Consider the following 14,051-nt stretch of genomic DNA (forward strand, 5'->3'; position numbering starts at 1 on the left):
TTCTTCACAGGCGGGGCGACGCTTCGACGCTGATGCGCAGCGGCGTCGACGTCGTGGTCACGGTCTTCTCGACGTTGCCCACGAGCTCGAGGCGCAGCGTGTACTCGCCCACCGGCGGGTTGATCCAGGCTTCCGTGCCGCCATCGGGGAAGTCGAGCACTTCCTTCCGGCCGGCGCCTTCGGCGATGAGCCGGAAATGCCTCGTGTCCGCCACCTGCGCGTCGGTGTGCGCGATGTTGTAGCCGCTCGCGTGGAATTGCACGCGGAACGGCGAACGCACTACCGCGCCGGGGGCCGGCTCGAGCAGCTCGACGCGCTTGGGCCCCTGCACCGAGGCCGCAGGCTTCGCGGCGTCCTGCGCCGTCACGGTGACGTGGAGCGGCCGGCTGAACACGAAGTAGGGGATGTGCCCCTGGTCGGCCAGGAGGAGCGACAGGTCGTATTCGCCGGGCTTGAGGTTGAGCACGGTCTCCATCTGGCCCTTGCCGAAGTGGATGTAGTGCTCCGTGAAGGGCAGCGGTTTCTTGAAGTCCAGCGGCAGCGACTGGTTCACGAGCAGGTGGTGGTGTCCCGCGCGCCCGGCGGTCTTGCCCGCGGGAACGATGCCACGCATCGACAGGCCGAACTTGAGCAAGAAGGGGGAGGTGACCTTCGCGCCGGTCTTCAGGTTGGTGAAGTACGCCTCGGGCTGGCGGCTGGGCGGCGGCACTTCCCACGGATGGGCGGCAGCCGCGCTTCCTGCGGCGAATGCGAGGGCGAGGGCGCCAAGGCGCGGGGCGATTTGCAGGTCAATCACGGCTGGCTTTCAAATTGTTCATTAGAATTACTGTTTGTCATACTACAATAAATCAAGCAATCCTGTTGTCCCGTTCAATACGCACCCCCGGTCTTTTCGGATGTCCCGTTTCCTTCCTCCACAATTCGTGCGATGAATCCGCCCGCCGCCGCCCCTGCGCCGCCGCTGCGCTCGATCGCCGAGGTCGAGCGCGAAACGCAGCTGCCCCGCGCGACGCTGCGCATCTGGGAGCGGCGTTATGGTTTTCCCGCACCCTCGCGGGACGACCGGGGCGAGCGGACGTATCCCGCCGACCAGGTGGAGCAGTTGCGCCTGATGCGCAGCCTCGTGGACCAAGGCCATCGTCCCGCGCGGCTGCTGGCGGCGGGCCCGGCGGAGATCCGCATGTTGGCGCAGGCCGCCAAGCCGTCGCAGGCGCCCCGCAGCGCGGCCCACGCGCACCTGCTGCGCATGCTGCGCGAACACGACGCGGGGGCCGTGCGCGCCGAACTCGAATCGCGCATCGGCGCGATCGGCCTCGCGCACTTCGTCGGCGTGGAGATGCCCCAGATGAACGTGCAGGTCGGACAGGCCTGGAGCGACGGGGAGCTCGAGGTGCACGAGGAGCACCTGTATTCCGACTGCGTCTACCAGGTCGTGCGGGGCGCGATCGCGCAGCTCCAGAAAAAGGTGCGGCCGGAAGCGCCCCAGGTGTTGCTCACCACCTTTCCGCAGGAGCACCATGGCCTGGGCATCCTCATGGCGCACGCGATGTTCGCGCTGCAGCGCTGCCCCACCGTATCGCTGGGCGTGCGCCTGCCCGTCGCGCAGATCGTCGCCGGCGCGCGCGCCTATCGTGCCGACCTCGTGGGCCTGAGCTTCACGCCCACCGTGAACCCGTCGCATGTGCTGCGCGGCCTGGAAGAACTGCGGGGGGCGCTGCCGCCCGCGGTGCGCATCTGGGCCGGCGGCAACAATCCGGCGCTGTCGCGCCGCGAGATCGCCGGCGTGCGCTTCGTGCGCGACGTGCTCGCGATCCCGCACCTGCTCGCCGAAGACTTCACACTTCCACCGATGGATTAGTTTCAATGAACCAGGTATTGCCAGTACGGACTACCTCCCCCGACACGCCCGCTGACGATCCCCGCCGCTGGCTCGCCAACACCCCCCTGCTGCAGTTCGACCACCCGAAAATCCGCCTGCTGGGCGTGCGGCTCGGGCAGCTGAAAGCGTCGCCCCGCGAGAAGGCGGTGGCCTGCTTCAACCACCTGCGCTCGCTGCCCTTCGGCTGCATCGCGGACAGCACCGGGACTTCCGCGCTTTCGGTTCTCAAGGCCGGCATGGGCGATTGCCACACCAAGAGCACGCTGCTGATCGCCTTGCTGCGCAGCCAGGGCATTCCGGCACGCCTGCGCTTCGTGACGCTCGCGCCGGATTTCCTGCACGGCATCATCGACGTCGGCGGGCAGCCGATCGAACACGGCTACACCGAGGTCTTTCTCGACGGGCGCTGGCACGCCGTGGACAGCTACGTCGTGGACGTACGCCTTGCCATGGCGGCCAAGACGCGCCTCCAGCTGGAGGGGCGACTGCTCGGATACGGCATGCACCGCGAGGGCCTCGTGAGCTGGGACGGCAAGGGCGACTCCTTCGCACAGTTCGCGCCCCACGAACAGCAGGGCGCACCGCTGCACGACTGGGGCGCGTTCGACGACCCCTACCAGTTCTACAGCAGCGTCGACTATGTGCGCGAACGCCTGAGCCTGAGCAGCCGCTTCAAGTGGCTGGTGGCGGCCCGGGTGGTGAACAGGCGGGTGCGCGAACTGCGCAGCACCCCCGTGCCCCGCCCGGGTTGACAGCGCGCGCCGGAAGCGCGAGCCTAGCCGGCATGAAACGCGTGCTCGCCATGCCCTCCGTGCAGATCGCCCTGTGCCTGGCCGTCTTCGCCTGGGGCTGCTGGAAGTTCGGCCCGGTCGGCGCGGCAATGACGTCGCCGCTGCTGGGCGCGGCCATCTGCCGCCCGCTGATGGCGTGGATCGCGAACATCCGGCACGCCGCGCGCGAGCAGGTGTGGCTCCCCGTGCACGGCCAGCACTATGTGTTCAAGGGCGTGACGATCAAGGTGGTGGAGGACGACGACAAGTACCGGTGGGTGCGGCTCGCGGACGTTCGCAAGGCGGTCGGCGAAACCGCCGGGGAGCGCGCGCTGGCCGTCACCTATCCCGGCCGCTTCGAAGCGAAGGGCGATGGCGGCCACGCATGGTTGCGGGCGGACGCATTGATCGAGCATCTCGGCAAGGTCAACGAGCCCACCGCGTTGCGCATGCGCACCTGGGTGGAGCGCGACATCGAGAACGCCGCGCGCCGCCTGCGCGAGCGCCCGTACTGAGCCGCTATTTCTGCCTGGGGTCCGGCTTCTCCGGGCGGGGCTCGGTCAACGTGAGCAGGATGTCCGCGTACCAGGCGCAGTTGAGGCCCAGCGATTCGTCCTCGACGCGGTCGCGGGTGACCATGTCCAGGCGCGACGAGTGGACGCCGAGCAGGCGGTACTTGAGCGGGCCTTCCGCGCTCGCATCGCGCATGACCACCGGTGCGCCGCTGGAGCCCCGGTGCGCGCGGGCGTCCGTGAGGAAGAAGCCCTGCCCCTGGAAGCGCACGCCGAAGGACGACGCGATCACTGCTTGCCGCACCACCGGCAGGTGATGCAGCGTGTCGTAGAAGCCCAGCGGAAATCCCACGAGGAGCAGGGGCTCGCCGACCTCCGCGCCGTCGAACCCCGTCAGCAGGTGCTTCGGGGTGAAGGGCTGGATCCGCATGCCTGCCGGCAGCGCGTCCTGCTGCAACTCGATCACCGCGACGTCGATCTCCCCCTTGGAATCCGTCCCCTGCCGCCAGATGCTCCTGCCGTCCTCGTACAGCAGGATCGACTGCACGCCCACCTGGCTCAGGTTGGTCGCGCTGGTGTGCACGGTGAACTGGATGCGGTCGGGCAGGTGCTGGGACGGCTTGTCGATGAGCACGTGGCGGCTCGTCACGAGGAAGAGCCGGCCCTCGCGCTCGAAGAAGAAGCCGGTGGCCCCGGTGAGCGAGCGCGACCCCAAGAAGGTCGAGATGCGGGCGGTGGAGAGGAGGAGGGGTTCGGTCATGGGGGCTGCCTCCATCATGCACCCGCGGCGCGGGCCGCGGGGCTCAGGCCAGCTCGACCGCGACCGGCTGGTGGTCCGACACCTGGGTCTCACCGTCCAGCCACAGCCGCCTGACCTTGCCCTTGAGCGCGTCGCTGATGAAGACGAAGTCGCAGGCGACGGGGTCGGGCCCGTAAGTGCGGTCGTGGATCCGGAACGTCGGCGGATGCGGCTGCTTTCCGTGGAGCAGCCGCCAGGCGTCCCATAACGGTGCATCGTCGCCCTCCGCGGAGATGGTCGCGTATTCCGGCTCGCGCGCTTCCAGGTTGAAGTCCCCGCACAGGACGGCGCGGCCCGTGTGCACCTTGCCCTGGAAGGGCGAGCCGTCGCTGCTGTGTTCGGGGGGCGCGGCGGCCTGCGCGCTGTACTGCGCATGCAGCTCCCGCAGCGCCCGCGCCTGGGCCATGCGCTGCACCTTCGAATAGAACTCCAGGTGCGTCGTCATGATGCGTACCGGGCCGAGCGCGGGATCGGTCACCGTCACCACCGTGCACATGCGCGGCATGCTGCGCACGCCGGCATCGGGCGGGTAGGGCAAGGGATGGTGCTGGACTTGCGCGACAGGCAGGCGCGTTGCGATGAGGTTGCCGAAGCGGCGGCGCTCGCCGCCCTCCCACTCGTCGACCGCCGCGCCGAAGAACAGCTGGAACCCCGGCAGCAGCGCCGCCAGCTGCGCCGGCTGGTCGCCGCTCGCGTCGCCGCGCAGGCGCGGGTAATTGACCGCGATCTCCTGCAGGCACAGCACGTCGAAGTCCGCGAGCTGCCGCGCGCCGTCGACGATGCGCCGGGGGCTCACGATGCCGTCGTTGCCGCAGCACCATTGCGTGTTCCAGGTGACAAGCTTCATGGGATCACTTGATCCCGGCGCGCATGAAGCTCTGCACGAACTGGCGCTGGAACAGCAGGAAACCGATGAGGAGGGGCGCGGATGTCATGAGTGTCGCCGCGGTGATGATCGACCAGTCCACGCCCTGGTCGACCGAGGAGAACACCTGCAGGCCCACCGTGAGCGGGCGCGCCTTCACGCTGTTGGTCACGATGAGCGGCCAGAGGAAGTTGTTCCAGTGGAAGCTCACCGACACCAGCGCGAAGGCGGTGTACACCGGTCTGGCGAGCGGAACGTAGACGCGCCAGAGCGTCTGCATGGCCGTCGCGCCTTCCACGCGCGCGGCTTCGTCGAGCTCCTTCGGGATGCCCAGGAAAGTCTGGCGCAACAGGAAGATGGCGAAGGCCGACGCGAAGTACGGCAGGCCGATCGCGACCAGCGTGTCCACCAGGCCGAGCTGCGACATGGTCTTGTAGTTTTCCACCAGCAGGATGTCCGGCATGATCATGAGCTGCACCAGCACCAGGGCGAATGCGACGTTCTTGCCGCGGAACTCGTAGCGCGCGAAGGCGTAGGCGGCGAGCGTGGCCAGCACGAGCTGCACGGCCAGGATCATCGCGACCAGCAGCGCCGTGTTGAGGAAGTAGCGCGCGAAGGGCGCGGCCTCCCACGCGCGGCTGAAGTTGTCCAGCGTGAGCGGCGCGAGCAGGGTGAAGCGCGTGGAATATTCGGTCGGGTGGAAGGCCGTCCACACCGCATAGGCCAGCGGCAGGATCCACAGCAGTGCGAGCAGCCACGCGGCGACCGTGTCGAGCCAGGTCGGCTGGTTGTAGGCGAGCCGCTGCGCGCGGTCCATCGTCGGTGCGGCGCTCATTTGTAGTGCACCCGCTTGTCCAGCACGAAGAACTGGAAGAGCGCCACGCTCGCCAGCACCACCACCAGCACCACCGTGATCGCCGAGGCGTACGCGGTGTCCCAGAACTTGAATCCCACTTCGTACAGGTGATAGAGCAGCAGGGTCGACGCGTTGTCGGGTCCGCCGCGCGTGAGGACGAACACATGGTCCACCATGCGAAAGCCGTTGATCACCGCGTTGACGAGCACGAAAAGCGTGGTCGGCATGAGCAGCGGCCATTGCACCCGGCGAAAGAAGTACCAGCGCGACGCGCCCTCGATGGCGGCGGCCTCGCGCAGGCTCGGGTTGAGCGTCTGCAGCGCGGCGACATAGAAGATCATGAAGAAGCCCGCCTCCTTCCACACCGCCACCAGGGTGATGCAGGCGAGCGCGGTGCTCTGGTCGCCGAACCAGTTGTGCGAGGGCAGCCCGAGCGCGCCCGTCACCTGCTCCAGCAGGCCGTATTGCGGTGTATAGAAAAAGAGCCAGATGTTCGCCACCGCGATCATCGGCAGCACCGTGGGCGTGAAATACGCCATGCGCAGGAAGGCGCGGCCGGCGATCCGTTCGTTGACCCATAGCGCCATGACGAGTGCGAGGCCGATGGACAGCGGGATGGTCGCACCCGCGAACCACAGGTTGTTCCTCACCGCCTTCCAGAACACCGGGTCGTCGTTCATGGCCCGGTAGTTCTCGAGCCCGACCCACACCGCGGCGCGGCTGCCCTTCGGCGTGGAATAGAAGCTGTCGACGAAGGTGGAGACCGCGGGCCAGTGCGTGAAAGCGACGAGCAGGACGAGCGCGGGCAGGAGCAGCAGCCACGCGTGGATGGACGCGTGGCTCTGGTGGCCTGCGGCCCGTGCGCTCACTTGTAGGCGCGCAGGATGCGGTCGGCCTCGGCCTGCGCGTCCTTCATGGCCTGCGCCGGCGATTTCGTGCCGGTCAGCGCGGCCTGCAGTCCGTCGTTCAGCGCCTTGGTGACACGCTGGTTGTCGTGCGTGGAGAACTCGGCGACCGACACGGGCAGCTGGTCGCGCGCGACCAGCGCCGGCGGGAAATCGCGACCGTATTTGCGCAGGGCATCGGTGCCATATGCCTTCTCGGACACCGCGACGTAGCCCGTGTCCATGCTCCACTCCGCCGCGCGCTCCGGCTGCGTGATCCACTTGATGAACTTGAACGCGGCTTCCTGCTGCGCGGGCGTGGACTTCTTGAAGATGTAGAAGTTGCCGCCGCCGGTGGGCGAGCCCTTGCGCTTGTTGCCGGGGATCATCGCGACGCCGAAGTCGAACTTCGCGTTGGCCTTCACGTTGGTGAGGTTGCCGGTGGTCGTGAACATCATCGCCACCTTCTTCTCGAAGAAGTCCTTGGGCGTGGTGCCCCACTCGACGACGCCGGGCGGGTGCACGCCGGCCTTGCCGAGGTCCACCCAGTATTGCAGCGCCTCGATCACCTTCGGGTCGTCGAACTTCACCTGCGTGCCGGCGTCGTTCATCAGGATCGCGTCGTTGCCCGTGGTGAGGGTCTGGAAGAGCCAGTAGGGAAAGCCGCTCGACGGGATCTGCACGCCCCACTGCGTGACCTTGCCGCTCGCGTCCTTCTTCGTGAGCTTGGCCGCGGCGTCCTTCATCTCGGCCCAGGTCGCCGGCGGCTTGTTCGCATCGAGCCCGGCTTCCTTGAACGCCTCCTTGTTGTAATACATGACGACCGTGGAGCGCTGGAAGGGCACGCCCCAGGTCTTGCCGCCGGTCTGGCTGTTCATCATGAACGCCTTGTAGAAGCTGCCGAGCCAGGCCTTGTCGTCGGCGGTCTTCACGAAGTTGTCGATGGGCACGATCGCGTCCTCGTCGATCAGCGTGAACATGTCCGTGGACAGCAGCACGGAGGTGACGGGGGGCGTGCCCGACTTGTGCGCGGTCAGCGCCTTCACGATGGTCTCCTGGTAGGTGCCCGCATAGATGGGGTTCACCTTGATGCCGGGGTTGGCCTTCATGAAGTCCGTGGCGAAGCCGTCGATGGCCTTGGCGATCGGCCCGCCCACGGCGACGGGGTAGAAGAAGGAAATCTCGGTGGTCTGGGCCTGCGCGCTGGGCCAGCCCATGGCGGCGGCGGCGCCCGCCGCGAGCAGGAAGCGGTTGAAGTACTTGCGTTGCATCGATGTGTCTCCTCGTTGGTTGGCTGGACCGGCTACGGATGAAGCCGTTGTCCCTGGGAATCGAAATGATGGGCGGCCGCGTCGGCCCACTCGAGCAGCACGGCGCTGCCCGCGGCGAGGTCGGCCTGGCCGCCGGTACGCACCGTGAGCATCTCGCTGCCGATGCCGCAGTGCAGGATCAGGTCGGCGCCGAGGTATTCGACGCTGCGGACGGTGGCCGGCACCCGGCCGCCGAGCGCGACCGATTCGGGCCGCACGCCGAGCCAGTGCGCATCGCGCGAGGCGGGGATGTCGCTGCCGGCGATGCGGCCCCCGTCCAGCCGCAGCAGGTTCATCGACGGCGTGCCTATGAAAGCGGCGGCGAAGGTGGTGGCCGGGTGCGCATAGAGGTCGCGCGGGGTCGCGGCCTGCTCGATGCGTCCCTTGTTCAGCAGCACGACCTGGTCGGCCATGCTCATCGCCTCGGCCTGGTCGTGCGTGACGTACACGACGGTGAGCCCGAGCCGCTGCTGCAATTGGCGAAGCTCGGTGCGCATCTCCTGCCGCAGCTGCGCGTCGAGGTTGGAAAGCGGCTCGTCCATCAGGCAGACCTTCGCCTGCGCGACGAGCGCGCGCGCCAGCGCCACGCGCTGCTGCTGGCCGCCGGAGAGCTGCGAGGGCTTGCGATCGAGGAGGGCCGACAGGCCGAGCAACTCCGCCGTCTCGGCAAGCCGCTTCGCGGACTCCGCCGCGGGGAGCTTGCGCACCGAGAGCCCGAAGACGATGTTGTCCGCGACGGACAGGTGGGGAAAGAGCGCGTAGTTCTGGAACACCATCGCCACGCCGCGCTGGGCGGGCGGCAGCAGCGTGACGTCGCGGCCGTCGATCAGCACCTGGCCGGCCGAGGCCGTCTCCAGCCCGGCGATGATGCGCAGCGTGGTCGACTTGCCGCAGCCCGACGGCCCGAGCAGCACGCAGAAACTTCCCGACGCGATGTTCAACTGGATGTCGTCCAGCGCCGTGGTCGTGCCCCAGCGCTTGGCCACATCCACGAGCTGGATCGATGACATGCGGCGAGTATAGGGACGTGCACCGCTTGAGACCCTCGGGTTCGCCCCGGGGGTGGCGCCGCCTAAGGCGAACGTTCGTTCACGCGGGGCCGCTGCGCACGCGCGCTTTCTTCACGATCCCGTCGGGCCCCATCAGGATGACGAGTTCCGACTCCGCACGCGCCGGTCCCCCGCCGTCCCAGCGGTAGACCCACACTTCATAACCGCTGTCGAAGTGGACCACGATGGCCCGGCCCAAGGCGCGGGAGACATCCGCCTGCGTGGAGGTCCCGGGAGCGAGCGTCGCGAGCGCACGCTGCGCCGTCATCGCCGGCGCCTGCACCGTGCCTGCGCCATCGTGGCGAGCCGGCAGCAGTCCGCCTCCCGCGCAGCCGGCAAGGCCAGCCGCGCAGGCGAGCAGGGCGCTAGCGAGCGGGCGGCGCATCGCCGTCCTCCATGAATTCGTATTCCACGCGCGTGTCGTCGGGCCAGCTCGCGTCGCCCAGGGGAAGGAAGTAGGTGCGGTCCAGCAGCACTTCGCAGTCGCACACGGGCAGGGTGGCTTTCAGGCCCGGGTCATCGCTGGCTTCGGCATACAGGCGGTCGACCGGGAGCACCTCGCGCCGGTTGCCAGCGACGAGCGTCACGGAGAAAACGGGACGCTCCGCGAAGAAGAGGTAGCGCGACTGCTTCTGCCCGCAGTAGGCAACGGGGTCGGAGAAGAGGTGCGCGAAGCGGGCCAGCAGGTTGTTGGCGCCAGAGACGAGGTCCGCTTCCATGCCTACCAGGCACTCGAGCCTGAGGTCACCGAGGCGCCTCGTCCCCGGGGGCATGCCGGGCGAGCGGATCTCGGTGCGCCACGTCATGGTCTGCGCCTTGCGCGCGGGCGGCGTGACCACGGCATCTTCTTCGAGGGCCTTGGGGATGCGCGGCAGCGTAAAGGTCTGGTCGGCTGCGACGGGCACCTGCTGGTCGACCGTCGAGCCCACGATGTACAGGTCGATGTTGCGCATGTCCGTCGTGGACTTGCGCGGCAGCAGCTTGAAGCGCAGCGTCGCCTGCGGCGCGAGGGCATGGCGGCGCTCGAACAGGTCCATGCCCCGGATCATCTTGCGATAGGACTTCTGCACCGGGTCGCGCAAGGGCGCCGTCACCGTCACGGGCGGCAGCGCGGCGCCCGGGCGCGCCGACGCAGCCGCGCCCTCGCGGGCCGGCTGCGCGAAGAGGCCGGCGCTCGCGGCGAGCCCGAGGGCCAGCACCGCGCAGCGCAGCGTCCTCATTTCCTCTTGGACTGCCAGTTGGCGTAGGCGGCGTCCATGCGCGACTGGCGGGTGCCGCTCATGTCGGAGCCCGAAGCGCCCATGCTGCGGGTGTCGCTACCGGACTCGTTCATCGCCACGCGCTTGGCCTTATGGCCCGCCTTCTTGGCATGCACCTTGGCCTTGTGCGCGGTGTGGCGGGCCTTGTTCGTCATCGTGTCGCCGCTGGAAGCCGTCGTGGTGCCGGCAGAAGCCGTCGTGTCCTGCGCCTTGTTGCCCATCGTGGCGCCGTCGGCGCGGGTCTTCGCGGCGGTTCCGTCGACGCGGTTGCCCTTGGCGATGGAGAAGTCGCTGGTCGACCCGGTTTGCGGCTGTGCGCTCGTTTGCGCGAACGCCACGCCGCAGGACAACGCGAGCGCGGTGAGGAGGGCTGGAATCTTGATGTTTTGCATGAATGCTCCCTTTGCAATATGAGTGCTTCTATCTCAACGCGGCGCGGGGGCCTGCTGTGTCAGACAACTCGGCGCGGCGGCGTAGGAGACTGCTGCGGCTCCTGCTGAGCCGCGGCTCGCCGACACTGCCGAGCCAGGCCGTTTACTTGCGCGTATCGCCGGATGAGGAACCCATGACGCGCGTGTCGTTGCTGTTGCGCACGTCGTTGCGCCGGTCGGTGTTGGTGGATGCGCGCTTGGTGTCGCCATCCTTGTCCGTGTGCGTTGGCTTCGCGATCTTGTGACCCGCGCTGCGGATCTTCTGGCCCATCGTGTGGAAGGCGTGCTTGGTCTTTTCCGTGAGCGTCTCGCCCTTGCCCTTGGCATCGGCCTTGGCGTCGCGGTCGGACTTGTCCGTCTGCACGGCGGCGGGATGCGACCCGCGGTGCGCGGGAGTGGTGTCGTTGTTGCCCGCGGCGGCGTGCGCCAGGCCGGCGGCGGCGGACAGGGACAGGGCAGCGATAAATGCAGTGGTTTTCATGGGGACCTCGCGTGTGGGAATGGCCTTATCACACAGCGGCCGCGAGGTGCGTGGAGTCGGACGTGCGCCCTGACCGCCGTAGGAGGGAGAAAACCCAGCGGTGGAATCGGGTCAGCGCGGGGTCAGGCGGTGCGCGCCCTGAACTCTGCAGGCGTCGCGCCCGTCCACTGTTTGAACGCGCGCAGGAAGCTTTTCTCGCTGCGAAAGCCCACCGCCGCGGCCACCTGCTTGACGGGCCGCGACGTGCGCAGCAGCAGGTCCCGCGCGTTCTCGCAGCGCACTTCGTCCTTCAGCGCCTGCAGCGACGCCTGCTCTTCCTTCAGCTGCCGGTGCAGGGTGCGTGGCGACATGTGCAGGAGATCCGCCAGGGCTTGCGCGCTGTGCGAAGCCTCGGGGTGGTTCACGAGCGCCTGCCGCACCTGCTGCACCAGCAGCCTGTCGCGGCGGTACTGCAGCACGGTCAGGGGGAGCGCCCGCTGGAGCATGAGACGCAAAGCCTTCTCGTCGCGGCGCAGGGGCAGCGCCAGGTAGCGCGCGTCGAAACGGATTTCCGCTGCGCGCGCGTCGAACTTCAGCGGGCCGCCGGGGAACATGAAGCGGTAGGCGTCGGCATGCGCGGGCGCTGGATAGGGAAAGCTCGCGCCCTGCAGCGCGACACGCGAATCGACGTACCAGCAGGCGAGCCCGTGGATGTTGCGCAGCACGTGGACGAGGCCGAACTCGCGCACGCCCGGCGCTACACGCGCAGCGGGCTTCCTTTCCTCCACGACGATCGCCGCCGCCGCACCGCGCTCCACCAGCGACAGCCGGATGTCGTCGGCCACCAGCGCATGGTGGCGGCACCAGCGCTTGAGCGCGACGCCGAGGTCGGGCGAGGTGAGCGACGCGCGCGCGAGCATGCCGTAGGTGCCCCAGGGCAGCCTGCGGCCGAACGCGCCCAGCCCTTCATCGTCCAGCTCGCGCATCGCGGCGGCCGAGAGCAGTTCCATCTGGCGGGCGGTGATCCGGCCTTCGGGCTGCTGCAAACGCGATGGCGTGATCTGTGCCTGGCGCAGCGCCAGCGCCGGATCCGCGCCGTGACGCTGGTAAGCGGCGACGATGGCTCGCGCGAAAGCCATCGGCGTCGCGGCGACGGGTGTCGGCACGGAGGGCCCTGCGGATGAGGTGGGCATCTGCGAAGTCTGCAGGATCGTGGCAGGATTTGCAACCCGGCTGGCGTTCCTCCGCTGGCGGGCGGGGGCCGTGGCGCGCTAGGATGGTCCGGCTCGCCCGCGCCTGCGGTGCGACGATGCGACGAACGCGACAAGAAGGACGCACATGGCTACGCTGGAGACACAACTCAACGCCCGATCGGCCGACTTCCAGGCCAACGCGGCGGCGATGAGGGCGCTGGTCGAGGACCTGCAGGTGCAGGTCGCGAAGGCTGCCGCCGGGGGCGGGGAGGCCGCGCGCGCCAAGCACACCGCACGCGGCAAGCTCCTCCCGCGCGACCGCGTCCAGATACTGCTCGACCCGGGCACGCCGTTTCTGGAGATCGGCCCGCTCGCCGCGCACGGCATGTACCTCAACCGCGACGGCGTGGGCGATGCGCCCGGCGCCGGCGTGATCACCGGCATCGGCCGGGTGAGCGGCGTGGACTGCGTCGTCGTGTGCAACGACGCGACGGTCAAGGGCGGCACCTACTACCCGATGACGGTGAAGAAGCACCTGCGTGCGCAGGAGATCGCGATGCAGAACCGCCTGCCTTGCATCTACCTCGTCGATTCCGGCGGCGCGAACCTGCCCAACCAGGACGACGTGTTCCCGGACCGCGACCACTTCGGCCGCATCTTCTACAACCAGGCGAACATGTCCGCCCAGGGCATCGCGCAGATCGCGGTCGTGATGGGCTCGTGCACGGCGGGAGGCGCGTACGTGCCCGCGATGAGCGACGAAACCATCATCGTGAAGAACCAGGGCACGATCTTCCTGGGCGGCCCGCCGCTGGTGAAGGCGGCGATCGGCGAGATCGTTTCGGCCGAAGACCTGGGCGGTGGGGACGTGCATACGCGCCTGTCGGGCGTCGCGGACCATCTCGCGCAGAACGACATGCACGCCCTCTCGCTGGCGCGGCAGGCGGTGGCGACGCTGCACAAGGACAAGCCGCGGGCGGTGAACGTGCGCGAGCCGGTCCCGCCGAAGTACGACGCGCGCGAGGTCTACGGCGTCGTGCCGACGGACACGCGCAAGCCCTACGACGTGCGCGAAATCATCGCGCGCATCGTCGATGCGTCCGAGTTCCACGAGTTCAAGCAGCGCTTCGGCTCGACGCTGGTGTGCGGCTTCGCGCACATCGAGGGCATGGCCGTCGGCATCATCGCCAACAACGGCATCCTGTTTTCCGAGAGCGCGCAAAAGGGCGCGCACTTCATCGAGCTGTGCTGCCAGCGCAAGGTGCCGCTCGTGTTCCTGCAGAACATCACGGGCTTCATGGTGGGCCGCAAGTACGAGGCCGAGGGCATCGCGCGCCACGGCGCGAAGATGGTGACGGCCGTGGCCACCGCCAGCGTGCCGAAGTTCACCGTCATCATCGGCGGCAGTTTCGGCGCGGGCAACTACGGCATGTGCGGGCGCGCCTACTCGCCGCGCTTCCTGTGGATGTGGCCGAACGCGCGCATTTCGGTGATGGGCGGCGAGCAGGCGGCGAGCGTGCTCGCGACGGTCAAGCGCGACGGCATCGAAGGGCGAGGCGGGCAGTGGAGCGCGCAGGAGGAGGCCGAGTTCAAGCAGCCGCTGCTCGACCAGTTCGCGCACCAGTCGCACCCCTATTACTCCAGCGCGCGACTGTGGGACGACGGCGTGATCGACCCGGCCGACACGCGCCGCGTCCTGGCGCTCGGGCTGGCGGCCGCGCTGAACGTGCCCATCCCCGAGCCGAAGTTCGGCGTGTTCCGGATGTAACTTCCCCACGAAAGAC

The 14,051-nt window shown here is 68.5% G+C and carries 16 protein-coding genes; 4 read left to right on the plus strand and 12 right to left on the minus strand.

All coding sequences use genetic code 11. The annotated features are described in order from the left end of the window. Nucleotides 1-4: 4 nt before the first annotated feature. The gene (locus tag I5803_RS16265; RefSeq protein WP_196987373.1) at nucleotides 5-796 is read right to left on the minus strand and encodes a DUF4399 domain-containing protein; all 792 of its coding nucleotides are present in this window, start codon (nucleotides 794-796) and stop codon (nucleotides 5-7) included. Nucleotides 797-928: 132 nt separating this feature from the next. On the opposite strand from I5803_RS16265, the gene I5803_RS16270 reads away from it, so the two are divergent. Genes I5803_RS16270 through I5803_RS16280 form a run of 3 tightly spaced genes read left to right on the plus strand, consistent with a single transcriptional unit; the run spans nucleotide 929 to nucleotide 3,164 of the window. Beyond that, nucleotides 929-1,858, plus strand: a complete 930-nt coding sequence (locus I5803_RS16270; protein ID WP_196987374.1) for a MerR family transcriptional regulator — start codon at nucleotides 929-931, stop codon at nucleotides 1,856-1,858. A gap of 5 nt (nucleotides 1,859-1,863) precedes the next feature. Beyond that, complete coding sequence (locus tag I5803_RS16275; protein WP_196987375.1) at nucleotides 1,864-2,631, plus strand: transglutaminase-like domain-containing protein; 768 nt, start codon at nucleotides 1,864-1,866, stop codon at nucleotides 2,629-2,631. A gap of 32 nt (nucleotides 2,632-2,663) precedes the next feature. Then, nucleotides 2,664-3,164 (plus strand): hypothetical protein, encoded by a 501-nt coding sequence (locus I5803_RS16280; protein WP_196987376.1) that lies wholly within the window; start codon nucleotides 2,664-2,666, stop codon nucleotides 3,162-3,164. A gap of 4 nt (nucleotides 3,165-3,168) precedes the next feature. Here the strand turns inward: I5803_RS16280 and I5803_RS16285 are convergent, their stop codons facing one another. The 11 genes from I5803_RS16285 to I5803_RS16335 form a co-directional block, all read right to left on the minus strand. Continuing rightward, nucleotides 3,169-3,921 carry a S1 family peptidase gene (locus I5803_RS16285; RefSeq protein ID WP_196987377.1) on the minus strand — a complete coding sequence of 251 codons (753 nt, stop codon included), beginning with the start codon at nucleotides 3,919-3,921 and terminating at the stop codon, nucleotides 3,169-3,171. 43 nt (nucleotides 3,922-3,964) lie between these two features. Then, nucleotides 3,965-4,807 (minus strand): endonuclease/exonuclease/phosphatase family protein, encoded by an 843-nt coding sequence (locus tag I5803_RS16290; RefSeq protein ID WP_196987378.1) that lies wholly within the window; start codon nucleotides 4,805-4,807, stop codon nucleotides 3,965-3,967. Between the two features lie 4 nt (nucleotides 4,808-4,811). Next, on the minus strand, nucleotides 4,812-5,660 hold the full coding sequence (locus I5803_RS16295; RefSeq protein WP_231402437.1) for a carbohydrate ABC transporter permease: 849 nt from the start codon (nucleotides 5,658-5,660) through the stop codon (nucleotides 4,812-4,814). Then, nucleotides 5,657-6,550, minus strand: a complete 894-nt coding sequence (locus I5803_RS16300; protein WP_196987379.1) for a carbohydrate ABC transporter permease — start codon at nucleotides 6,548-6,550, stop codon at nucleotides 5,657-5,659. The genes I5803_RS16295 and I5803_RS16300 overlap by 4 nt, the downstream gene beginning before the upstream one ends. Then, on the minus strand, nucleotides 6,547-7,836 hold the full coding sequence (locus I5803_RS16305) for an ABC transporter substrate-binding protein (RefSeq protein WP_196987380.1): 1,290 nt from the start codon (nucleotides 7,834-7,836) through the stop codon (nucleotides 6,547-6,549). Before I5803_RS16305 ends, I5803_RS16300 begins: the two co-directional genes overlap by 4 nt. A 32-nt stretch (nucleotides 7,837-7,868) precedes the next feature. Next, nucleotides 7,869-8,885 carry an ABC transporter ATP-binding protein gene (locus I5803_RS16310; protein ID WP_196987381.1) on the minus strand — a complete coding sequence of 339 codons (1,017 nt, stop codon included), beginning with the start codon at nucleotides 8,883-8,885 and terminating at the stop codon, nucleotides 7,869-7,871. 79 nt (nucleotides 8,886-8,964) lie between these two features. After that, the gene (locus I5803_RS16315; RefSeq protein WP_196987382.1) at nucleotides 8,965-9,309 is read right to left on the minus strand and encodes a hypothetical protein; all 345 of its coding nucleotides are present in this window, start codon (nucleotides 9,307-9,309) and stop codon (nucleotides 8,965-8,967) included. Beyond that, nucleotides 9,290-10,144: a hypothetical protein gene (locus I5803_RS16320; RefSeq protein WP_231402438.1), complete on the minus strand. Its 855-nt coding sequence runs from the start codon at nucleotides 10,142-10,144 to the stop codon at nucleotides 9,290-9,292. Before I5803_RS16320 ends, I5803_RS16315 begins: the two co-directional genes overlap by 20 nt. Beyond that, on the minus strand, nucleotides 10,141-10,575 hold the full coding sequence (locus I5803_RS16325; protein ID WP_196987383.1) for a hypothetical protein: 435 nt from the start codon (nucleotides 10,573-10,575) through the stop codon (nucleotides 10,141-10,143). The genes I5803_RS16320 and I5803_RS16325 overlap by 4 nt, the downstream gene beginning before the upstream one ends. A gap of 142 nt (nucleotides 10,576-10,717) precedes the next feature. Next, a complete protein-coding gene (locus I5803_RS16330) occupies nucleotides 10,718-11,095 on the minus strand; it encodes a hypothetical protein (RefSeq protein WP_196987384.1) in 378 nt (125 codons plus the stop codon). 122 nt (nucleotides 11,096-11,217) lie between these two features. After that, complete coding sequence (locus I5803_RS16335) at nucleotides 11,218-12,267, minus strand: AraC family transcriptional regulator (RefSeq protein WP_196987385.1); 1,050 nt, start codon at nucleotides 12,265-12,267, stop codon at nucleotides 11,218-11,220. Between the two features lie 145 nt (nucleotides 12,268-12,412). Between I5803_RS16335 and I5803_RS16340 the strand changes: the two genes are divergently transcribed. Next, the gene (locus I5803_RS16340; RefSeq protein WP_196987386.1) at nucleotides 12,413-14,035 is read left to right on the plus strand and encodes a carboxyl transferase domain-containing protein; all 1,623 of its coding nucleotides are present in this window, start codon (nucleotides 12,413-12,415) and stop codon (nucleotides 14,033-14,035) included. The last annotated feature ends 16 nt before the right edge of the window (nucleotides 14,036-14,051 follow it).

The organism is Caenimonas aquaedulcis (assembly GCF_015831345.1).
In the GTDB taxonomy this organism is placed as follows: domain Bacteria; phylum Pseudomonadota; class Gammaproteobacteria; order Burkholderiales; family Burkholderiaceae_C; genus Ramlibacter; species Ramlibacter aquaedulcis.